Origin of the sequence: Streptomyces sp. NPDC101225 (genome assembly GCF_044767585.1) — a bacterium.
In the GTDB taxonomy this organism is placed as follows: domain Bacteria; phylum Actinomycetota; class Actinomycetes; order Streptomycetales; family Streptomycetaceae; genus Streptomyces.
The window spans coordinates 1-22685 of the sequence record NZ_JBIWOE010000050.1 but is presented as its reverse complement, the minus strand read 5'-3'; the positions used below and the strand labels follow the sequence as shown (position 1 = coordinate 22685).

At 73.7% G+C, this 22685-nt stretch carries 14 protein-coding genes; 7 read left to right on the top strand and 7 right to left on the bottom strand.

Annotated elements, in window-relative coordinates; all coding sequences use genetic code 11:
* Positions 1-5: 5 nt before the first annotated feature.
* Together ACIRPX_RS40165 and ACIRPX_RS40160 are read left to right on the top strand one after the other, a co-directional pair.
* Positions 6-1031, top strand: a complete 1026-nt coding sequence (locus tag ACIRPX_RS40165; RefSeq protein ID WP_404204774.1) for a M23 family metallopeptidase — start codon at positions 6-8, stop codon at positions 1029-1031.
* 151 nt (positions 1032-1182) lie between these two features.
* Positions 1183-2133, top strand: a complete 951-nt coding sequence (locus ACIRPX_RS40160) for an aldo/keto reductase (protein ID WP_404204772.1) — start codon at positions 1183-1185, stop codon at positions 2131-2133.
* A 40-nt stretch (positions 2134-2173) separates the two neighbouring features.
* Here the strand turns inward: ACIRPX_RS40160 and ACIRPX_RS40155 are convergent, their stop codons facing one another.
* The 4 genes from ACIRPX_RS40155 to ACIRPX_RS40140 all read right to left on the bottom strand — a co-directional run bounded on the left by ACIRPX_RS40155 (position 2174) and on the right by ACIRPX_RS40140 (position 7271).
* On the bottom strand, positions 2174-3544 hold the full coding sequence (locus ACIRPX_RS40155; RefSeq protein ID WP_404204770.1) for a PrsW family intramembrane metalloprotease: 1371 nt from the start codon (positions 3542-3544) through the stop codon (positions 2174-2176).
* A 70-nt stretch (positions 3545-3614) separates the two neighbouring features.
* A complete protein-coding gene (gene trmB / locus ACIRPX_RS40150; RefSeq protein ID WP_404204768.1) occupies positions 3615-4487 on the bottom strand; it encodes a tRNA (guanosine(46)-N7)-methyltransferase TrmB in 873 nt (290 codons plus the stop codon).
* A gap of 68 nt (positions 4488-4555) precedes the next feature.
* Positions 4556-5776: an L-2-hydroxyglutarate oxidase gene (lhgO, locus tag ACIRPX_RS40145; protein WP_404204766.1), complete on the bottom strand. Its 1221-nt coding sequence runs from the start codon at positions 5774-5776 to the stop codon at positions 4556-4558.
* Between the two features lie 70 nt (positions 5777-5846).
* The gene (locus ACIRPX_RS40140; RefSeq protein WP_404204764.1) at positions 5847-7271 is read right to left on the bottom strand and encodes an MFS transporter; all 1425 of its coding nucleotides are present in this window, start codon (positions 7269-7271) and stop codon (positions 5847-5849) included.
* Between the two features lie 682 nt (positions 7272-7953).
* On the opposite strand from ACIRPX_RS40140, the gene ACIRPX_RS40135 reads away from it, so the two are divergent.
* Positions 7954-10053, top strand: a complete 2100-nt coding sequence (locus ACIRPX_RS40135) for an asparagine synthase-related protein (protein ID WP_404204762.1) — start codon at positions 7954-7956, stop codon at positions 10051-10053.
* 244 nt (positions 10054-10297) lie between these two features.
* Positions 10298-13690 carry an AfsR/SARP family transcriptional regulator gene (locus ACIRPX_RS40130; protein ID WP_404204760.1) on the top strand — a complete coding sequence of 1131 codons (3393 nt, stop codon included), beginning with the start codon at positions 10298-10300 and terminating at the stop codon, positions 13688-13690.
* 4 nt (positions 13691-13694) lie between these two features.
* Here ACIRPX_RS40130 and ACIRPX_RS40125 read toward each other — a convergent pair whose 3' ends face one another.
* Positions 13695-15668 carry a sigma-70 family RNA polymerase sigma factor gene (locus ACIRPX_RS40125; RefSeq protein WP_404204758.1) on the bottom strand — a complete coding sequence of 658 codons (1974 nt, stop codon included), beginning with the start codon at positions 15666-15668 and terminating at the stop codon, positions 13695-13697.
* Positions 15669-15988: 320 nt separating this feature from the next.
* Positions 15989-16762, bottom strand: a complete 774-nt coding sequence (locus tag ACIRPX_RS40120; protein WP_404204756.1) for a TetR/AcrR family transcriptional regulator — start codon at positions 16760-16762, stop codon at positions 15989-15991.
* Between the two features lie 382 nt (positions 16763-17144).
* Here ACIRPX_RS40120 and ACIRPX_RS40115 point away from each other — a divergent pair, with 382 nt between their 5' ends.
* Positions 17145-18524, top strand: coding sequence for an NAD(P)/FAD-dependent oxidoreductase (locus ACIRPX_RS40115; RefSeq protein ID WP_404204754.1), 1380 nt, complete (start codon positions 17145-17147; stop codon positions 18522-18524).
* A gap of 222 nt (positions 18525-18746) precedes the next feature.
* Positions 18747-20399, top strand: a complete 1653-nt coding sequence (locus tag ACIRPX_RS40110) for a SpoIIE family protein phosphatase (RefSeq protein ID WP_404204752.1) — start codon at positions 18747-18749, stop codon at positions 20397-20399.
* A gap of 7 nt (positions 20400-20406) precedes the next feature.
* Here the strand turns inward: ACIRPX_RS40110 and ACIRPX_RS40105 are convergent, their stop codons facing one another.
* Positions 20407-21693: an MFS transporter gene (locus ACIRPX_RS40105; RefSeq protein ID WP_404204750.1), complete on the bottom strand. Its 1287-nt coding sequence runs from the start codon at positions 21691-21693 to the stop codon at positions 20407-20409.
* A 110-nt stretch (positions 21694-21803) separates the two neighbouring features.
* On the opposite strand from ACIRPX_RS40105, the gene ACIRPX_RS40100 reads away from it, so the two are divergent.
* Positions 21804-22352, top strand: a complete 549-nt coding sequence (locus tag ACIRPX_RS40100) for a MarR family winged helix-turn-helix transcriptional regulator (RefSeq protein ID WP_404204748.1) — start codon at positions 21804-21806, stop codon at positions 22350-22352.
* The last annotated feature ends 333 nt before the right edge of the window (positions 22353-22685 follow it).

Sequence of the window (22685 nt, the reverse complement as noted above, 5' to 3'; positions counted from 1 at the left end):
CCCACGTGGCGTCCAACCCGCCTGCCCCGGCAGCACCGTTCGTGCCGAGCACCGAGCCCTTCGGCTTCCCCGGTCCCCGTTCCGACGAGGGTCCGTGGGAGGAGTGGAACCCCACCGAGGAGTCCCTCCGCCCGGTCCGCGGCCGGCACCGCGTCGCCAAGCAGCGCGGCGGCGGACTCGCCCGCAGCTCCACGGTCCTCGGCGTCGGCGTCATAGCCGCCGTCGGCGCGGGCGGCATGGCCAGCGCCAACACCGGCAAGCCCCCGGTGTCCATCTCCATGCCCGATCTGGGCTCCGTGGGCCACATGTTCGGTGGCTCGGCCGAGACGCCCAAGGGCTCGGCCACCGCGCTCAGCACCGTCGGAGTCAGCACCGAGGACACCGAGCAGGGCGCCCAGGACGCCGGTCAGGCACTGCGCGACCGCATCATGGCGCAGGCCGAGAGCCAGCAGGTCCAGGTCGAGAGCAAGGCCCAGTCCGTCACCGAGGCGGCCCTCGCCAAGCAGGTCGACGACGCCGCCGCGAAGGCGGAGAAGGAGGCGGCCGCCAAGGCCGCCGCCGCCAAGGAGAAGGCCGAGGCGGAGGCCAAGAAGGCGGCCGAGGCCGCGCGCCTGGCCGAACTGGCCAAGCAGTACACGCTCCCGGTCGTGTCCTACACGATCACCGGCACCTTCGGGCAGGCCGGCTCCATGTGGTCCTCCGGCTACCACACGGGCCTGGACTTCGCCGCCCCCACGGGCACGCCCATCAAGGCCGTCCACAGCGGCACCGTCACCGAGGCCGGCTGGGCCGGGTCCTACGGCTACCGCACGATCGTGACCCTGGACGACGGCACGGAGCTGTGGTTCTGCCACCAGTCGTCGATCAGTGTGAGCGTGGGCCAGAAGGTCAGCACCGGCGAGGTCATCGGCCGCGTCGGCGCCACCGGCAACGTGACCGGGCCGCACCTGCACCTCGAGGTCCACCCGAACGGCCAGGCCGAGGCCATCGACCCGATGACGTGGCTGCGCGGCAAGGGCCTCACCCCCTGATCCAGGCCGGGACCCCGGTGGTCCCGGCGTCTCCCCCGACGCCAGGACCACGGCGCGGGTGCGCGCGTCCGCCGTGCCCCCGCCGCCGGTTTACGTGATCTTTGCGGCGCCGGTGGAATGGGCTGCCCCGGCGCGGTCGTTGACGTGGAGCATGACTTCCCCTTCTCCGCGCAGGCTCGGCTCCTCCGGCCTCGACGTCTTCCCGCTCTGCCTCGGCGGCAACGTCTTCGGCTGGACCGCCGACGAGGCCGAGTCCTTCGCCGTCCTCGACGCCTACGCGGCCGCGGGCGGCAACTTCCTCGACACCGCCGACTCCTATTCGGCGTGGGCCGACGGCAACCGGGGCGGCGAGTCCGAGACGATCATCGGCAGGTGGGTCAGGGCGCGCGGCAACCGTGACGACATGGTCATCGCGACCAAGGTCAGCCAGCACCCCGAGTTCCCGGGCCTGACGGCCGCCACCGTCAAGGCCGCCGCGGACGCCTCCCTGCGCCGCCTGGGCACCGGTCACATCGACCTCTACTACACGCACTTCGACAAGCCCGAGGTGCCGGTCGAGGAGATCGTCGGCGCCCTCGACGACCTGGTGCGGGCCGGCAAGGTGCGGCACATCGCCGCCTCCAACATCTCACCCGGCCGGCTGCGCGCGTCCCTCGACTTCTCCGACCGCGAGGGCCTGGCCAAGTACGTGGCGCTGCAGCCCCACTACAACCTCGTCTCGCGCGACACCTACGAGGGCGAACTCCAGGAGGTGGCCGCGCGCCACGGCCTCGCGGCCGTGCCGTACTACGCCCTGGCGGCCGGCTTCCTCACCGGCAAGTACCGGCCCGGCAGCACCGTCGACAGCGCGCGGGCGGGCCGGGTGGCGCAGTACCTGGACGGCGAGCGGGGCCGGCGGGTGCTGACCGCGCTCGACGAGATCGCCCAGGCCCACGACGCCGCGGTGCCCACGGTCGCCCTGGCCTGGCTCGCCGCCCGGCCGACGGTCGTCGCGCCGATCGCGTCCGCCCGCACGGTGGAGCAGCTGCCGGCCCTGCTGGCGGTGGGGGAGCTGACCCTCACGGACGCCGAACTCGCGCGGCTGACACAGGCGTCGGCCTGATCACACGGCCGGGCATGCCCTGGTCCCCTGAGTCAGGAGACTAGGACTGGTACGGGTTGTACGCGGGATTCGGGATCGCCGGATACCCGTACACCCCGTACACCGGCCAGGGCGGCGCGACCACGGGCACCACGGGTGCCGTCGCGCGCGCCGCGTGGTCCAGCGCCGGGCGGGCCACCTCGCGGCGGCGCCACAGCTCGTACAGCAGCTCCCGCTCCCTGACGACGAAGTCCGCGCCGGCACGGCCGCGGCGTCCCCGGTGCCGCAGGAAGGCCAGGGAGGTCGCGTACGCCTCGTACTGGGTGACCTGCTGCGCGGCCGGCCGGCCGCCGTAGTGGGCGGCGTAGTCGCGGGCCAGCCGGCGGGCCCGCATCGAGCCGAGCGCGTAGGGCTCGGCGGGGGAGAGCCAGCCGGCGACGGCGTAGGCGGGCAGTTCCTCGCGCACGGTGCGCAGTTCGCGCTGGCGTGTCCAGATCACCAGCCAGGTCAGCAGGCCGAACGCCGGGACCATGAAGGCGGCGTAGACGGCGAAGAACCCGTACTCGCCGAAGGCCGACGAGCCGTTCCAGATCGCGTGCATGCCCATCGCGAGCAGCAGGCCGGAGAGCGGGACGAGGATCCGCCGCAGCTGCCGGTGCTCCGGGGAGACCGCGGCGAGGCCGAAGCCGATGCCGGTCAGCACGGTGAAGAGGGGGTGCGCGAACGGCGACATGATGATGCGCACGAAGAAGGTCGCGGCTGTGACGGAGGCGATGCCGCGCTCGCCGGTGAGCTGGTCGGTGCCGAAGGCGGTGCCCAGATAGAGGATGTTCTCGGTGAACGCGAAGCCGGTGGCGGTGACACCGGCTATGACGACGCCGTCCACGACCCCGGTGAAGTCCCGTCTGCGGAACAGGAAGACCAGCAGGACGGCCGCCGCCTTCGCCGACTCCTCGACGATGGGCGCTATCACGGTCGCGCCGAGGGTGTCGGCGCTGGACGGATCGGCCGTCGCCGTCGCTATCCACTTCGTGGCGAAGCTGTTGGCGACGATGGCTATCAGCGCCGCCGCGCAGGCCCCCCAGGCGAAGGCGAACACCAGGTTGCGCCAGGGGCCGGGGGCGACGCGGTCGAGCCAGCGGAAGGCGGCCACGAGCAGGGGCACGGGCAGCACGGCCAGTCCCAGCCCCACCAGGAACCCTTCGGTGCCGGTCTGCTTGCGCACCAGGGCCAGGATGACGAGCCCGGAGAGTGCGAGAAGAGCACTGAGTGCGCCGTACCGCACCCTCCCCCAAGCCCTCGACTGCGCTCGGCCCCGGGGGGACCCCCACCGCCGCCACCAGGGCACATGCTTGAGCGCACCACCGGCCGAGGCGCCGGCCGGGCCGCCGGGCTGCGGCGGATGCGTCGGGTACGGGGGACTGCTGGCCACGGCATTGACCCTAACGAGGCAGGGCGCCGCCCGCGACGGTACGTCGGATGGCCCGCGCGGCCGAAGGGGTTCAGGCGCCGGTGGAGGGCTGGTTGCGGTGCTGTACGCGACGGAAGAGCAGGTCGTTCACGACATGACCCTTCTCCAGACCCTGGCCCTCGAAACGGGTCAGCGGCCGGAAGTCGGGACGCGGCGCGAAACCGCCGTCCGCCTGTGTGTTCTCGAACGCCGGGTGCGCGCCCAGCACCTCGAGCATCTTTTCGGCGTACGGCTCCCAGTCGGTCGCGCAGTGCACGATGCCGCCGGGTCTGACGCGGGCCGCCACGAGGTCGAGGAATTCCGGCTGGATCAGCCGCCGCTTGTGGTGCCGCTTCTTGGGCCAGGGGTCGGGGAAGTACACGCGCAGCCCGTCCAGCGAGTCCGGGCGCAGCATCTCGCGCAGCAGGATGATGGCGTCCCCGTTGCCCACCCGGATGTTGGACAGTCCCTTCTGCTCGGCGAGGTTGAGCAGATTGCCCTGGCCCGGAGTGTGCACGTCCACGGCGAGGATGTTCGTGGCCGGGTCCGCGGCGGCCATCCGCGCGGTCGCCTCGCCCATCCCGAAACCGATCTCCAGCACGACGCGGCCGGTGTTGCCGAACAGCCCGGCGAGATCGATCGTCTCCCGCCCGTCGATGTCCAGCCCCCACCGGGCCCACAGCCGCTGCAGCGCGTCCGCCTGCCCGGCCGTCACCCGGCTGCGCCGCGGCTGGAAACTCCGGATCCGCCGCTCGAAGTGCGACCCCGCGGGATCGGCCTTCGGCCCGTCGGGAAACCGCGGCTCTCCCTTGGCCCTGGTGTGCCTGACGGAGACACCGGGTGCGTGGGCGGAGAACTCGCCCGGCTCGCCGTGGGCGGGGTCGGCGGGTCGGGGGACGTCGGAGGCATTGAGCGAGTCAGACACAGTGGGGTCGATTTTACGGGGGTGGCGGGGGTGGGCGGCGGCGACGGTGCTGTGGCGCGGGGCACGCCTCACACCGCCTCCAGCTTCACCAGCGCCCTCCTCGCCACCTCCCGCCCGATCGGCAGCGAAGCGGTCGCCGCGGGCGAGGGGGCGTTCAGCACGTGGACCGTCCGGGGGCCCTCCTTGATCAGGAAGTCGTCCACCAGCGAGCCGTCCCGCAGCACGGCCTGCGCCCGCACCCCCGCGTGCGTGGGCACCAGATCGTCTTCGCCCACCGCCGGCAGCAGCCTCCGCACCGCCGTCGTGAACGCACGCTTCGACACCGACCGCCGCATCTCTCCCGCGCCGTAACGCCAGTGCCGCCGGGCCATCCGCCAGGCCCCGGGCCACGCCAGCGTCCCGGCCACCTCCCGTGGCCGCACGACACCCCAGCCGTATCCCTCGCGCGCCAGCGCGGGCACCGCGTTGGGGCCGATGTGCACGCCGCCGTCGATCCCGCGCGTGAGATGCACGCCGAGGAACGGGAACGCCGGGTCCGGCACCGGGTACACCAGACCCCGCACCAGGCCGGGCCGGGCCAGTTCGTAGTACTCCCCGCGGAAGGGGACGATCCGCATCTGCGGGTCGTCACCGGTCAGCCGCGCCACCTCGTCGCAGTACAGCCCGGCACAGTTGACCAGCACGCGCGCCCGCACGACGTCGCCGGCCCGGGTGCGGACCGCGACCCCGAGCTCCGGCCGCCGGTCGATCCGCTCGACCCGCGCGCCGTAGCGGATCTCCGCCCCCGACGCCTCGGCGAGCTGGCGGGCCACGCCCACGAAGTCGCACACGCCCGTCGTCCCGACGTGGATCGCCGCCAGGCCCCGCACCTCCGGCTCGTACTCCTCGATCTGGGTCGTGCCCAGCTCCCGCACCGGTATGCCGTTCTCCCGGCCGCGCTGCACCAGCGCGTGCAGCCGGGGCAGCTCCTCCCGCTCGGTGGCGACGATGAGCTTGCCGGTGACGGCGTGCGCGATGCCGTACTCGGCGCAGAACTTCACCATCTCGGCGGCCCCGCGCACCGCGTACCGCGCCTTGAGCGAGCCGGGGCGGTAGTAGATGCCGCTGTGGATGACGCCGCTGTTGCGCCCCGTCTGGTGCCGGGCGGGCCCCGGCTCCTTCTCCAGCACGGTCACCCGGGTCCCCGGCGCGGCGCGCGTGATCGCGAACGCCGTCGACAGCCCGACGATCCCGCCACCGATCACCAGCACGTCGCAGTCGTAAGCGATCTCCGGCCGCACCTGCACCACCTCCGCATTCGATAGTGCACTGCGCCACTGACAGCCGCTTCAAACGCGGGGACGCGGAGGTCGGCCGGCCTCACGCCGGCGCCATCAGCAGGGGCCTGGCCCGCTCCCTGAGCTCCACCACCCGCGGCTCGTCGCCGTAGGGCTCCAGCCGGTGCAGAAGATCCTTCACGTACTCGGTGGTGCGCGCCGAGGAGATGCGCCCCGCGACCTCCACCGCCCGCACGCCCTGCTCGCACGCGGCATCGAGGTTGCCGGACTCCAGCTCCGCGACCGCGGAGACGACCAGCCGCAGGCCGTGCGACCGTACGAACTCCTCCGTCGGCTTCGACAGCGCCTGCTCCGTGAAGCGGCGGACCTGGCGCGGGGCCTTCAGGTCGCGGTAGCACTCGGCCGCGTCCGCGGCGAACCGGTCGTAGGAGTAGAAGCCGAGCCAGCTCGGGTCGTTGTCGCCGTCACGGGAGCGCTCCAGCCAGCCTTCCGCGGCCTTCAGCGCGGCACCCGCCGCCTGGGCGTCGTTGGCGCGTGCGTGCGCGCGCGCCTCCACCAGGCGGAAGAAGCTCATGGTGCGGGCGGTCGCGAGGCCGCGGTTGCGCTCCAGGGCGGCCTGCGCGAGGTCGACGCCCTCGTCGCCGAAGCCGCGGTACGTCGCCTGCAGCGACATCGACGCCAGCACGTACCCCCCTAGGGGCACGTCGGCCGCCGCGCGCGCCAGGCGCAGCGCCTGGATGTAGTACCGCTGCGCGGCCTCCTGCTGGCCGGTGTCGAAGGCCATCCACCCGGCGAGGCGCGTGAGTTCCGCGGAGGCGCCGAACAGCGCCCGCCCCACTTCGTCCGAGTACGAGCCGAGCAGCAGCGGTGCCGCCTCCACCCGTAAACATTCGGGCACCATCGACGAACGCCAGTCGCCTCCTCCGTACTTGGAGTCCCAGCGCCTGGCGTCCTCTGCGGCCTCCCGCAACTTCTGCACATCGCTGTGGCCGACTTTGAGCGGTGCGCTCGAGCCCTCGGACGGGTTCGCCTCGCGCGCCACCGAACTGTCGGCCGGTGTTATCAGCCAGCGTGAGGCCGGCGTTGCGTATGCGCTTACTGCGAACGATCCGGCCAGCGACTGCCAGATGCCACCGGAGCCGGCCCGGCGCCCGGCGAGGTCGAGACGGTACAGATCCGTCGCCGACCGCACCGCCATTCCGACATCCCTGGGGAAGGCGAGCCCGACTTCGGGTGCGGGATCCGCGTCCGCCAGGCCGATCTCGTGGAGCGGCACGGGGCGGCCGAGCTTCTGGCCGATCGCGGCGGCGATGAGGTGCGGCGCGGCGCCCTGCGGCACCATGCCCTTCGAAACCCAGCGCGCCACCGAGGTCTTGTCGTAGCGAAGTGTCAACCCGCGTTGGGCGCCAAGGTCGTTGACGCGTCGCGCGAGGCCTGCGTTGCTGATTCCCGCGAGGGCGAGAACGGCGCCGAGTTTCTCGTTCGGCCCGCGTTGCTCCCTGGACATGCGCCACCCCTCGACACAGACGGCTGCCGCGCTGGCATAACCACGCGGCATTCGTAAACCCAGCGTAGTTCGCCGCATCCCAAGCGTTAAGGGGCATAACTCCGGATGGCGGGATTGTGGTCCGCACGGAAGTACGGCCGTGATACGCGCAGTTGCGCCGTGCTCCCGCTGTGTGGCCGTGCGCCCGTGCGTGCGCTCTTCTCCGGCCAACCGGGGAGCGCTTCCATGATGGTGCGTGGGTCGGCCCGCTGTACTGGATCCAGTGGGCTGGGGGACACCGCCGCCACCATCCCCGCGGGCGGCGGACGGGCCCGGGGGGCGAACTCCGTCTCCCGGGCTGCGCGCGGCCGATGCGCTGCGCAGAGCGTGTACGGAGCGTGTCGACTCCTGCGCTCTCATCCGGTATTTGGCCGAAAATCGACCCCGTGTTCTCCGCGCGAATACCCCTCTCACCATGGAACTTGAGGGCGCGAACGGCGTTCTCGGGGAGCATTGCGGGGGCGCATTCGCGTCGCAGCAACCCTCTCCCGTACGGACGTTCGCCCTTTCGCAAGGGTGAGTGCCCCGGCGCATTAGACGCAGCACAAGCCGCTCCAGGGCCCCTCCAGCGTGCGCCCTTCATGGCAGCATGGGGAACCAGTTCGTACGGTGCACTGGTTGTCCACACCTTGTGGAGGCGTCGATGCGGTGGTTGGTGGGGTGGAGCAGCACCGCAGCGGGGGCTTTGGATCTCGGCTCCGCAGGGGTCACCGGAGAGGGCGGCGAGACCGTGCACCCGGTGGGCTCCCAGCTCCTGTGGGGCGACCCCGATCCGCTCTGGGCGGTCGGCGACTGGCGCCCCGACGAGGTGCGGGTGGTGAGGGCCGACCCCCAGACCCGGATCGCGGTGCTGGGCACGTGCGCGGCCTCCGACGAACAGCTGCGCGTCGGGCTGTTCGCCGCGCGCGGCGGCGCGCTCCGGCATCTGACGGCGTGGCCGGGCAGCTACACCGCGATCGTCCAGGTCGGCCGCAGGGTCACCGTCTGCGGCGACCTCGCGGGCGCGCGCCCCGTCTTCTACACGCCCTGGGCGGGCGGTACGGCCTACGCCACGGCCGCCCTTCCGCTCGCCGACCTCATCGAGGCCAACCTCGACTTCGGTCACCTCGCCGCGTTGCTCGCCGCTCCCGACGTGCCGGCCGCGCTGCACGACTCCACGCCCTACGACGGTGTGCGGCGCATTCCGCCCGGACACGCGCTGATCCTGCGCGCCGGAGCGCGCGAGATCGCCGGCTACGAGCCGGTCGCCTCCCTCGCGGTGGCGGCGCCCTCGGCGGACCCCGACAGCGCGGTCGACGCGGTGCGGGACGCGCTCGTCGACGCGGTACGCGCGCGTCTGTCGGCGCCCCGGCACGTGCCCGGGACCGACATGGACCCCGGCCCGGTGCCCGGCATGGGCCCGGCGGAGCGGCGGGCCGCGCGCGGGATGCCCGTCGCGGGCATCGGCGCGGACCTCTCCGGCGGCCCGGCCTCCGGCACCCTGGCGCTGCTCGCCGCGGGCCTGCCCGGGATGCCGGGCACGGTCCTGGGCCACGGCACGGGCGCGGGGGAGCGCCTGCTGGCGGTCACCTTCAACGACCTCGCGGTCGGCGGCCGGGAGGCCGAACTGGAACGGGCGGGAAACCTGGCCGCCAACCCGCGCCTGCACCACGTGGTGGTGACCGGCGGCGAGGAGGCGCTGCCCTACGCCGAGCTGGAGGGCCCGCTGACCGACGAGCCGGGCCCGTGCCTGGTGACGGCGGCGCGGCACCGGGCACGGCTGGCCTCGGGCAGTGCCGACCACTTCACGGGCTACGGCGCGCGCCAGGTCCTGGACGCGCACCCGGCCCGCCTGGCCGACCTCCTGATGGACCGCAAGCGCCGCCACCTCGTACGCCCCGTGGCGGCCCTCGCCAAGGCGGACGGCTCGGTGATGGTCCCCGCGCGCGTGTACAGCGCGGCCCGCCGGCTCGCCCGCACCCCCTACCGTGCCGGTCTCGAGGTCCTGGCCGACCGTCTGCTGCAGCGCCGTTTCGACGAGCCCGGAGGCGCCGTCGGGGCCTCCCTGGCGGCCCTCACCTGGGCCAGACCGGGCCCCGCGGCCCGCTGGCTGACCGGCGAGGCCCTCGCTGAAGTATCGGTTCGCCTGCAGGCGTCGACGGGCCGTTCGGGTGTGGGCCCGGGCCAGCGTCCCGGCGACTACCGCGCGCGCGCGGCCCTGGCCCGCCACGCGGCGGACCTGCGCGTCCTGGAGCAGGCGGCCGAGATCCGCTCCCAGCGCCTGCACGCGCCGTTCCTGGACAACCAGGTCGTCCGCGCCTGCCGGACCCTCCCCGAGGCGCTGCGCGTCAAGCCGGGCGCCCGGGCCGCCATCCTGAGCACGGTCCTGGAGGGCGCCGGCGTCAGCGACCTCCCGCCCGGCTGGGGCGTCCCCTCCCACGCCTCGGCGGCGGTGGCGGCCCGCACCGGCCTGCGCGTCGCCGCCGACTCCCTGATGTCCCTCTTCGGCACCCCCCTGCTCGCCGAGGCGGGCCTGGTCGAGGCCCGCACGGTCCGCAAGGCCCTCCGCGCGGCGGCGGCCGGCGAACCGCTCCCGCTGGACGGGCTCGCCGACCTCGTCTCCCTGGAGCTCTGGCTGCGCCGCCTCCTGGCCCGCCGGGGCACCTGCTGGACGGGCACCCCCGCCCGCCAGCGGGCGGTACCGGCGGGAATCCATCCGCAGCGGGGGGCGCTGGCCTCCGGCGAGGGCGCCGGGGTCGCCTAGAAGGCTCATGAAGATCTTGGTGAGCTTTCTGGGCGGGTCTGCCGGGCGTCGCGAGCCGGTGAAACTTCCCGGCCACAGCACGGGGGCGTGTTGCGCACGCGGCGTTGTGAGCCCGCAGGGCGGGCCAGGCGCCGCCGGGCAGGCGGGAGGTCCGCGACGGGTCCCGGTCCGGCCGGCGGGTGAGGACGGCGCCGCCGGGACGAAAAGCCGTGCCGCGCACAGGCGCCCCGGCGACAATGACCCGGTGCGGTACAGAATCCTGGGCGTCACCCAGGCCGAGGACGACCACGGCACCCCCCTACCCGTCCCCGGCCCCCGCCTCCGCACCCTCCTCACCGCCCTGGCCCTGCGCCCCGGCCGGGTCACCACCCCCGACACCCTCATCGACGAGGTCTGGTCGAACGCCCCGCCCCACGACGCGCCCGCCGCCCTCCAGGCCCTGATCGCCCGCCTGCGCCGCGCCCTGGGCAAGGACACGATCACCTCGGCCCCCGGCGGCTACCGCCTGGAGGCGGCCGAGGACGAGGTGGACCTGTTCGTCTTCGAGCGGCTCGTACGCCGGGGCACCGCAGCCCTGGACCAGGACGACCCGCAGACCGCCGCCCCCATCCTGGCCGAGGCCCTCGCCCTCTACCGCGGCCCCGTCCTCGCCGACCTCCCCGACCGCACCGCCGCCGCCCGCCCGGAGGCCCTGCACCTGGAGGCGTCCCGCGCCCGCATCGACGCGGACCTGCGCCTCGGCCGCGCCCACGCCGCCGTACCGCATCTGAGGGAACTGACCACGGCGCACCCCTACGACGAGCCGCTGCACGCCCTCCTCATCCGCGCCCTGCGCGACACCGGCCGCACGGCGGACGCCCTCGCCGCGTACGAGACCGCCCGCCGCGCCCTCGCCGACGGCCTCGGCACCGACCCGGGACCGGGACTGCGCGCGCTGCACGCGGAACTGCTCGCCCCGCCGCCCCGCGCATCCGGGCACGAACACCCCCGGCCGTCCCCTCCCGGGCCGGCACCGGACCCGGGCCGCGACGGCAACCTGCGTCCGCGGCTCACCTCCTTCGTGGGACGGGAACCCGAACTCGACGCCATCCGTTCCGCATTGCACAGGGCGAGACTCGTCACCCTCACCGGTCCCGGCGGCTCCGGAAAGACCCGCCTCGCCGAGGAGGCCGCCGCCGGGCTTCCGCAGGCGTGGCTGGTCGAGCTGGCCCCGCTCGACCGGCCGGAAGCGGTGCCCGGAGCGGTGGTCAGCGCGCTCGGCCTGCGCGAGACCGTGCTGATGACCACCGAGCTGACGGTGCCCCAGGACGACCCCGTCGCCCTGCTCGTCGAGTACTGCGCCCCGCGCAGCCAGCTCCTGATCCTTGACAACTGCGAACATGTCGTCGAAGCGGCGGCCACCCTCGCCGAGACCCTGCTCACCCGCTGCCCGGGACTCACCGTCCTCGCCACCAGCCGTGAACCCCTGGGCGTCCCCGGCGAGTCGGTGCGCCCGGTCGAACCCCTCGTCCCCGACCAGGCGCTGCGCCTCTTCGAGGAGCGCGCCTCCGCCGTCCGCCCGGACGCGGAGGCCGTGCTGCGCGACCGGGCGGCGGTGCGGGAGATCTGCCGCCGCCTGGACGGCCTGCCGCTCGCCATCGAGCTGGCGGCCGCCCGGCTGCGGCTGCTCACGCCCCGCCAGATCGCCGACCGGCTCGACGACCGCTTCCGCCTGCTCACCTCCGGCAGCCGTACGGTCCTGCCCCGCCAGCAGACCCTGCGCGCGGTCGTCGACTGGTCCTGGGACCTGCTCGACGAGCGGGAGCGCACGGTGCTGCGCGAGGTCTCCGTCTTCGCCGGCGGCTGGGACCTCGCGGCGGCGGAGGCCGTGTGCACCGGCCCGGCGGCCGATCTCGTCGGGGCACTCGTCGACAAGTCCCTGATCGTGGCGGCCCCGTACGGCAGTGGCGCACCGTACGGCCAGGACGGCTCGCCCGGCATGCGGTACCGCATGCTGGAGACCATCCACGAGTACGCCGCGGAGCGCGCCGCCGAGGCCCCCGGGCCGCGCGCCGAGGCCGAGCGGCGCCACCGCGCCTGGGTGCGCGCGCTGGTGGAGAAGGCCGAGCCGCTGCTGCGCTCCGCCGACCAGCTCCCCTGGATCTCCCGCCTGGAGACCGAGCTGGACAACATCCGCGCGGCCTTCCACCGCGCGCTCAGCTGCGCCGACGAGGAAGAGGCGGGCGCCCTCGCGCTGAACATGGGCTGGTTCTGCTGGCTGCGCAACCACCGCCCGGAGGCCATCGACTGGCTGGACCGCACTCTGCGCCTGGGCGCGGCCCTGGACGCGCGTTCCGCAGCCTCGGACGCGCATCCCGCGGCCCGGGGCTCCCGGCCCGCCGCTCCGTCCCGCGCCGCCGGCCCGGCGCCCGGCCCCGGCGGACCCGCCGCCCCGGTCCTCCCGGTCGACCCCGTGGACGCCTTCCTCGCCGCCCCGGACGGTGAGCGGGGCCACCCGCGGCACCGGCTCCGGATGAACCTCCGGATGCTGCACGTGTTCCTGAGGTCGGACTCCGAGCGGATGGACCACGGCGCCCTGGACGACCGGACGCGCGCGTACATCGTCCGGCTGAGGGACCACTTCGCGCGCGGCGGCCCGGACGCCGCCCGGCTGCCGGGCATCGCCTGGCCGCTGGCCACCTTCGTGCTGAACTCGGCGGACGCCCGTGCCGCCCTGGACGAGACCGTCGCCAACTGCCGTGTGCACGGCGACGACTGGGCGATCGGCGTCTCCCTGATGTTCCGCACGCACATGGCGGTGGACTCGCGGGGCGGCCTCAAGGGCGTCGACGAGGACCTCGCGGAGCTCAGGGTGCTGAGCCGCCGCGTCGGCGACCGCTGGATGCGGGCCCAGGTGTGCAGCGCGGCCGGCGAGGCGGCGATGGCCCGCAGCAGACTGGACGAGGCCAAGGGCGAGTACGACGAGGCCCTGCGGCTCGCCTACGAGGTGGGGGCGTACGCCGAGACGCCGTTCCTGATGGCCCGGCTCGCCGAGATCGGCTACCGCGCGGGCGACCGTGCGAGCGCCGAACGGGGCCTCGACGAGGCGACGGTGGCCGCCGACCGGTACGGGGTGCCGGACACCCGGGCGTTCCTCCTGCTCATGCGGGCCCAGCTCGCGCTGGACGAGAAGGGCACCGCCCGCGCGCGGGAGATGGTCGACGCGGCGCGCGTGGAGTGCGCACGCGGCACACCCCCGCCGCAGTTCATGGTGATGCTGAGCGCGGTCGACACCATGGTGACGGTCGCCGAGATCGGCCCGGAGCGGGGTCTCCCGAAGCTGGCGGGGACCCTTCGCGTGGCGGTGGACCAACAGCTGGCCGACGTCGTCACGGCGACCCTCGTGGACCACGCGGCGGTCCTGCTGACCGGGCTCGGGGAACATCCGCGCGCGGTCCGCCTGCTCGCCGCGGCGGAGACCTGGCGCGACGGCGCACCGCGCCCCATGCCGGAGCGCGCCGAGGCCGAACGCGCCGAGAGAGCCGCCCGCGCCGCGCTCGGCGCCGGGGCCTACGACGCGGAGCTCGCCCGGGGCGCGTCCCTGGCCCCGGACGGGGTCCTCGCCGAACTGGACGAGGCCGTGCGCGTCCACCGGTGAGCGGCTACGAGCAGGTGAACCTCGACTCGGCCCAGTCCGCCAGCGTCAGGGAGTCGAAGCCGCTGCGCGGCGAGACGACCAGCCGCACGGTCCTGTGCCCGGCGAGGTTCACATGGACCGGAACCCCCGCGCCGCCGCCCTGGAGCATCCCGGAACGCCACAGCCGGACGCCGTCGGCGTAGACGGAGAAGGAGACCTTGCCGAGGCCCAGGGTCATGTCGTCGACGCCCACCACGGCGTCGTAGGCCGAGCAGCTGCGGTTGAGGTCGACGGTGACGGAGGACTCGCCGTGCACGGTCACACCGCGCGCGTACCGCTTGCCGCCGATCGACATGCCGTGGCGCTGCCACACCCAGCTGCTCTCGCCGAGGCGCATCTCCGGCTTCGTGCCGTCGCCGGTGAGGCCGTAGGCCAGCGTGTTCCACTCGTAGACCACCGGGGGCGGCGGGGGAGTCGGCGTCGGCGTGAGGGTGGGGGTGGGAGTGGGTTTCGGGGTCGGCTTCGGCTTCGGTGTCTGCCGGGGCGTGGGCGCCGGCTTCGGGGTGTGCGTGGGCCGGGGGGAGGGCGTCGGGGTCGGCGCCGGCTCGGCGGCCTTCACCGGCACGACCGGCGGTGTCGGCGCGGGCGTCCGCTTCGGCGGCGCCGGTGTCGGCGACTGCGGCCGGACGGACGGCGTGGTGGCGGGCGGCTTGGCGTCCTGCTTCCTGGCCGGGGCGTCGCCGCCGGAGAGCGCGAGGGCCAGGGCCACGCCCGCCGCGGCGACCACGGCAGCGGCGGCGAGACCGGCCTTCGCGGGCGCTCCCAGCCCCTCGGCGGCCACCGCGCCACCGGCGCCCGCGCCGCCGGACGAGCTCCCGCCCGCCGCCGCGGCCGCACCCGCCACGCCCGCGGCGCCGGCCCCGGTGCCGCCGGCGATGAGCGCGGCCGCCTTGGCGTACCCGGCGGCGCCGAACCAGCCGATGACCGCGACCGGCACGACACCGGGGATGCCGCTCGCGACTTCCTTGATCTGCCCCGCGGCCAGGCGGCACTTGGCGCACTCCTCCAGGTGCTTGCGCAGCCCCCGCTCGGCACGGGTGCGCAGTCCGCCGCGGGCGTAGGCGCCGAGCCGGTCGGCGTAGCGGGCGCACTCCTCGTCGTCGGCGAGCGAGGCGCTGACGTGGGCCTGGAGGTAGGCCTGCTTCAGGCCCTCGCGGGCCCGGCTGGCGAGCACGCGCGTGCCGTTGGCGTCCAGTCCGAAGAGCGTGGCGACGTCGCTCGGCGACTCGTCCTCGACCTCGGTGTGCCACAGCACGGCCTGCCAGCGCTCGGGCAGCGACCGGAAGGCCTGCATGGCCATGGACTGCTCGGCCACCTGCATCGCCCGCACGTCGGCGCCGAGGTCGAGCGTGTCGTCGTCGGAGACCTCGGAGGAGCGGGCGGCCTGCGTGGCGAAGACCGCGAAGTCGTCGACCAGGTGCTCCCGCCTGGCGGACTTCGTCCAGCTCGCGGCCACGCGCCGGACGCTGGTGAGCAGATACGCGCGGACGGCGTGCTCGGGGCCGTGGCCGCCGCGTACGGCCTGGAGCATGCGGGCGAAGACCTCGGCGGTCAGGTCGTCCGCGGTGTGGGCGTCGCGGCAGCAGGTGCGGGCGTAGCGGCGCACGGCGCCCGCGTGGCGGCGGTAGAGCTCCTCGTACGCCGTGTCGTCGCCGGCGCGCATCCGCACGATGAGGTCGGCGTCGGACGGCGGGACGTCCCTCGGCGGCGGCAGCACGCTGTCCTCGTGCAGCTCGCGCTGTGCCGGGACGGTGCCCTCCGCGGGGTCCACGGACTCGACGGGCCCGGCGGGTTCGCCGCCCTGCAGGGGAATGACGCCCTCCGCGGGGACACCGCCCTGCGGCAGGCCCGCCCGTCCGCCCTGACTCGGTACCTGCGGCGGACCGCCGGCCGCCTCGTCGCCGTCACCCGGCGACTCGTCCCGCCCGTCGAAGCTCATCGCGGAACGCCCCTGCCGCCGCCTGACCCACTCGTCCCGAACACCGGGTCAGAGTGCCATATTGGCTTTTGTTCAGGACCCCGCAGGGCGGACCATCCACCCGTCCGTGGGCACTTGTCGTGCCTTAGTACTGGGCGTCCCCCATTCGGGGAAGGCTCAATCGACGTGCGCCCGGCGGTAGTTGAGCGGCACGCCGGATGAGCGGCACGCCGGAGATGTCCGGCGGGTTCCCGGCATCGCACCGGCATCGGATCATTCCCGGCGCACGCCCCACGCGCGGGCTGCGCAGCGCCCGCGCTCTCCACGACCGTGGCCGCGGATCAGGCGGGCCGCGACCGCAGCCCTTCGAGCAGGATGTCCAGCAGCCGCGAGGAGGCGGCCGCCTGCTGTGCCGGGTCCGGCAGCGAGGGTGCCGCCGTGGCGATGACCAGCAGGACGTCCGACACCGACACGTCGGCCCGCAGCTCACCGGCCGCGCGCGCCCGCTCCACGAGCATGCCGACGACCTCGAGCAGCGCCGCGGCGCCCGTGTCCTCCTCGTCCGCCGCCTTCGGGGCCTCCCCGGAGACCAGCCGCAGCTCGCCGGAGCCCGGCTGGATCCGCTGCTGCGGGACCCGGGCCTCGTCGAACACCGTGCCGTCGGGGCGTCCGTCGCCGTCGTCGGTGACCGAGACCCGCAGCACCTGCGGCGGCAGCAGCCGCCCGGCGCCCGAGGCCACCGAGGTCCGCAGGAAGCGCGAGAGCGCCGACCACGGCTCGTCCTCCTGGCCGAGCGCCGCCCGGGCCTGCTCGGTCAGCCGGGAGGTCTCCTCCTCGGCTATCCGCCGCACCAGGACGTCCTTGCTCGGGAACCGCCGGTAGACGGTGCCCACGCCCACCCGTGCCCGGCGCGCCACGTCCTCCATCGGCGCGCCGTAGCCGAGTTCGCCGAAGACCTCCCGCGCCGCGCGCAGGACGTGCTCCAGATTGCGCTGTGCGTCCACGCGCAGCGGCGTCGTACGCGACCCGTCGCGTCCGTTGCCCGCCGCCGCGCTCACCATGCCGCCCGTTGTCAGTGCTGACGCGGACGACCAATGAGAGTCCTGAACATGCATAAGTGTTCCCCCGGTAATGACGTCTCCCCCCGGAGACTCTCCCCGCCATCGGTTGCCGGAGCGCGGGAACATGCCCGGTCCACCGGTCCGCCCCTCGCGGACCAGGTGAGCGATGAGCGCATCCCCCTACACCCCGTCGTCACACGAACATAGTTGAGCGGGGGTCAATTCAGAAGGGGCAGGTTCCGCACGGAGCGCCCCCCGATCGGACCACGGGCCGCTTACGTCCCGATTACGCCCCCCAAGGTCACCCGGGGCACACCGGCTGACCTGCGATTCTTCCGGACACTCGGGCAATTCGGCCAACTCTGGGCGTCCTGGGCCGGCGGTCACACAAATTGTCGGGGCTGTGGACAAACTCAAGCGCTCGGTGCGTCATGGGATGGTGAAGGAACGTGCGCGCATTCTCGTTGTCGGCGGCGGCTACGTCGGGATGTACACGGCCCTGCGCCTCCAGCGGAGGCTGAAACAGGAACTCGGGCGGGGCGAGGTCGACATCACCGTCGTCACTCCGGACCCGTACATGACCTATCAGCCGTTCCTTCCCGAAGCCGCGGCCGGTGCCATCTCCCCGCGCCACGTCGTCGTACCGCTGCGCCGCGTCCTCGACCGGTGCCATGTCGTGGTCGGCGAGGTGCAGTCGATCGACCACGCCGGACGCACCGCCGCCCTCACCACGCTCGCCACCGAGGAGGAGGCGGCGGGCGCCGAGCGGCTGACGTACGACGAACTCGTCCTGGCGCCCGGCTCGATCGCGCGCACCCTGCCGATCCCCGGCCTCGCCGACCACGCCATCGGATTCAAGTCGGTCGAGGAGGCCATCGGCCTGCGCAACCACGTCATCGAGCAGATGGACATCGCCTCCTCCACCCGCGATCCCGAGATCCGCGACGCGGCGCTCACCTTCGTGTTCGTCGGCGGCGGGTTCGCCGGGGTCGAGGCGCTCGCCGAACTCGAGGACATGGCGCGCTACGCGACCCGCTACTACCACAACGTCCAGCCCGAGGACATGAAGTGGATCCTCGTGGAGGCCTCGGACCGCGTCCTGCCCGAGGTCGGCGAGGAGATGGGCCGCTACACGGTCACCGAACTGCGCCGCCGCAACATCGACGTACGCCTGCACACGCGCCTGGAGTCCTGCGCGGACCGGGTCGCCGTCCTCAGCGACGGCTCGCGCTTCCCCACCCGTACGGTCGTGTGGACGGCCGGCGTGAAGCCCCATCCGCTCATCGCCGCCACCGACCTGGCCCGCAACGGCCGGGGCAGGCTGAAATGCACCCCCCAGCTGACCGTCGAGGGCACCACGCACGCGTGGGCGGCAGGCGACGCCGCCGCCGTCCCCGACGTCACCGCGGCCGACCCCGGTGCCGAGACGGCCCCCAACGCCCAGCACGCGGTCCGCCAGGCCAAGGTCCTCGGCGACAACATCGCGCACGCGCTGCGCGGCGAGCCCCTGGAGACGTACGCGCACAAGTACGTCGGCTCGGTCGCCTCCCTCGGCCTGCACAAGGGTGTCGCCCACGTCTACGGGCGCAAGCTGAAGGGCTACCCTGCGTGGTTCATGCACCGCGTGTACCACCTCAGCAGGGTGCCCACCTACAACCGCAAGGCCCGCGTCCTGGCCGAATGGACGCTGTCGGGTCTCTTCAAGCGGGAGATCGTCTCCCTCGGATCCCTCGAACATCCGCGGGCGGAGTTCGAACTCGCGGCCGGTGGAAAGCCTCCGACCAACCCCACCGGCGACCCGAAGGGGTCGTCCTGACCGGACCGAGGAACTCCGCCGCCCGGGAGGGCGTCCCACGGATGTCGCCCCGGTGAGCGACACTGCCAGACTGATCCCCGCCCCAGGGCGAGCAACCGCTCGTCCTCCGCACCCAAGAGGCTCTCCCACCGTGCTGCATCCCGGGGGCGTCACCCCCCAGCCCTCCGGCCAGGCCCGGAGCCGGCCCAAGACGCCGAAGACGACGACACGAGGCAAGGATTCGTGAACTTCACGCGCTGGAGCGCCCGGCTCCCCGGAACGCAGCGCCGCGCCGCAGCGCGGACCGACCACGCGGCCGCCCCCGAACGGCCGGCCGAGACCGCGAGCTCCGTCCCCGCGGCCCGCGCCGAACAGCTCACCGACGAGCACGCGCCCGTACCGGCCGTCGACGACCTGCCCGTCCGGGAGGTCCTCGACCGCGTCCCCGCCCTCGTCGCCCTGGTCCACGGCCCCGACCACCGCGTCGCCTACGTCAACGACGCCTACGTGGCGGCCTTCGGCGTACGCCCCCTGGGCGAGCCCACCCGCGACGCCCTCCCGGAACTCGACGAACTGGGCCTGCTCCCCCTCCTCGACCAGGTCCTGCGCAGCGGCCGACCCCGCACGCTCAAGTCCCGCAAGGCCCCCGACGGCCGCTCCTACACCTTCACCTGCACCCCGGTCACCGAAGGGGACGACGGCGGCGTACTGGTCTTCGCCACCGACGTCACCGACCACGCCGAGGCCGCCGAGCGCCTGCGCGCCAGCGAGCGCAGCCAGCGCCAGACCGCGGTCACCCTTCAGCGCTCGCTGCTGCCCCAGGAGCTGGAGCAGCCCGACGACCTGCGCATCGCCGCCACCTACCAGCCCGGCGGCACGGAGGCCGCGGTCGGCGGCGACTGGTACGACGTCATCACCCTCGGCGGCGGCCGCACCGCCCTGGTCATCGGCGACGTGATGGGCAGAGGCGTACGCGCCGCGGCCGTCATGGGCCAGCTCCGCACGGCCGTGCGCGCGTACGCCCGCCTCGACCTGCCCCCGCACGAGATCCTGCAGCTGCTCGACGGCCTCGCCGCCGAGATCGACGCCAACCAGATCGCCACCTGCGTCTACGCCATCCACGACCCGAACGAGGGGCGCCTGGTGTACGCCTCCGCCGGGCATCTGCCGATCCTGGTGCGCGACGAGAGCGGCACCGTCCTGCGCGCCGACGAGCCCACCGGCCCGCCGCTGGGCACCGGCGGCTGGATGCACGCCTCGGGCTCGGTCCCGCTGGGCCCCGGAGCCACGGCCGTGCTCTACACCGACGGCCTGGTCGAGCGCCGGGACGAGGACCTGGACGAGGGCATCGCCTCCCTGGAGCGGGCCCTCGCCGGCGCGACGGGCACCCCCCAGGTGGTCTGCGACCGCCTGGTGCGCTCGGCGGGCGTCACCGCGGACCACTACGACGACGTCGCCGTCCTCGTCCTCCAGCACCCGGCCCGCACCGGCCCCGACAGCGAGCTGTTCCGCAACGCGGCCCTGGAGCTCCTCGGCGGCGTCGAAGCGGCCCCACGCGCGCGTGCCTTCGCCTCCGGGGTCCTGACGAGCTGGCGGTTCCCGACCGAACTGCACGACCTGGGCGTCCTGGCGGCGAGCGAACTGGTCGCCAACTCCCTCCAGCACGGCACGCCCCCCATGCGCCTGCGCCTGCGCCGCACCGACCGCCGCCTGATCGTCGAGGTGACCGACGGGGACGACCACCTCCCCCGCCGGCGCCGCGCGGAGCCGGCCGACGAGTCCGGCAGGGGCATCGCGATCGTCGCGACCATCGCCTCCACCTGGGGATCACGGCGCACGCCCGGGGGAGGGAAGGCCGTCTGGTGCGAGTTCCTCCTGCCGAACACCACCGCCTGACCGGCGGCTACGCCTCCGAGGCCACCGGCTCCGCGGCCGCCCCACCCCGCGCGACCACCCGGCTGCGCACCCGCCACGGCTGATCCTGTACGGCGGTGAGCTGCCTCCCCAGCCGTAGGGCGAGGAAGGTGATGCCCAGCGAGAACACCAGGAACGTCACCACGTACGGCCCGTGCAGCGAGGCTCCCATCGGCCCGCCCACGGCCGGCCCCACGGCCAGCGCCAGCTGCTTGACCAGGGCGAACACCGAGTTGTACTGCCCGGCCATCCCGCTCGGCGCGAGATCGGCGACCAGCGGCGCGACGGTCGGCGACAGCATCGCCTCACCGAGCCCGAACAGGGCGTACGTCGACACGAAGGCCGCCGTCGCCATCTCGCGGCTGCCGTGCCCGAGCCCGGCGTAGCCGGCCGCGACCCATGCCACGGCCCAGATCAGCCCGACACCGGCGATCACCCGCGACCGCCGGCGCCGCTCGACGAACTTCAGCACGGCGAACTGCGCGACGACGATCATCAGCGTGTTGGCGGCCAGCGCCGTCCCCAGCGCGGACGTCGAGATCCCGGCGGCCTCCACGCCGTAGGCGCTCAGCCCGGACTCGAACTGCCCGTAGCAGGCGAAGAACAGCACGAAGCCGAGCACGGACAGCTGCACCATGGCCCGATTGCCCAGCAGCTGCTTCCAGCTCCCCTTGGCCGACGGGGCGGGCGCGCCCTCGATCCGCGGCGCCCGCGGCATCCGCACGGTCGCCATCACGCCCACCAGGAGCAGGAACATCGCCGCCTCGATCGAGAACAGCAGGGTGAAGGAGTCGACGCGCGTAGCGTCGACGAGATGGCCACCGATGAGGCCACCGACACCGAGCCCGAGGTTCTGCAGGAAGAACTGCATCGCGAAGGCACGCGAGCGCGTGTCGGCCGTGGAGCAGTCCACGATCATCGTCGCGAGCGCGGGCTGCATCACGGCCTGACCGGCCCCGAGCACCGCCGCCGACAGCAGGACGGCCGCCGCGCTCCCCGCCAGCCCCAGGCTCAGTGCTCCCAGGGCGGCCGTGACCAGGGCGGCGAGAAGGACCGGCCGGGGACCGCGCCGGACGATGGCCCGTCCGGCGAACGGCAGCACGATCAGCGCGGCCACGGCGAAGACGGCGAGGACGAGCCCCGCCGTCATGGCTCCGAGGCCCCGTACCTGTGCCACATAGACGTACAGGTAGGGGACGGTGAAACCGAGCCCGAACGCGCTGAGTGCGTTACCCACGTGGATCCGGCGCATCGCTGCGCCCATCGCCCTGGTCACGTTCACCTCTCTCACTAGTTAGGACTGAAGACTTCAAAGCTAAAGTTCGAAGCTAAAGAGTACATAGTCAAGGACTTCAAGGCAAAGCAGCCGCGTGCCATACTGCGGCCATGGCCCAGACCCCCGGCGTCACGGAGCCGACACTCGAAGAGCAGATCGCCGCGTACCAGCGGGAGTTTCAGGACCTCGACCCCCAGGTCGAGAAGATCGTCTCGGCGCTCTCCCGGCTGAACCGGCGTATGAACGTCGCCTACGGCCGTCAGACCGCAGCCCTCGGCATCAGCAACGCCGAGTGGGAGGTCCTCAAGGCGCTCGTGCTCTCCGGCGCTCCCTATCGCCTGGGCCCGAGCGACCTCGCCAAGCGCCTCGGCCTCACCCCGGCCGCGATGACCCACAGGATCGACCGCATGGTCGGCGAGGGACTGGTGACCCGGGAGCGCGACGAGTCCAACCGGGTCCGGGTGATCGTGGAGCTGACCGCGGAGGGGCGCGAGAAGTGGCTCGAGGCGATGCGCCTGGCCACGGTCTTCGAGGAGGACCTCCTCCAGGACCTCTCCCCGGCGGACCGCACCGCCCTCGGCGAGGTCCTCACCCGCCTCCTGCGTAGGGTGGAGCACGCCCAGCCGGACGCCGGCGGGCGCCTCACCGACCTGGACTGAGGCGCACGGAAAAGATCTTGACACGAGGCGCTTGACAGGCCCTCGCCGGATCCGTAAAGTTCTTCGGGTTGCCACGGGGCCGTAACGGTTCTGCGACAGCACCTCCGCCGCATCAGCGGCACACCAAACCACAGCACGATCTCCCGACCGGGTTGATTTCGGCATGCTCGAATTCAATTCCACCTGGGACTGGGCGGCCCGATTGGGAATCGCCGAGAGGATCCGCTAAGGTTTGAGACGTCGGAACGGCCCAACGGCCGGAAAGACAACCCCCTCTGACGGGGAATCAGACGCCGAAAGGATCTGATAGAGTCGGAAACACCGAAGGGAAGC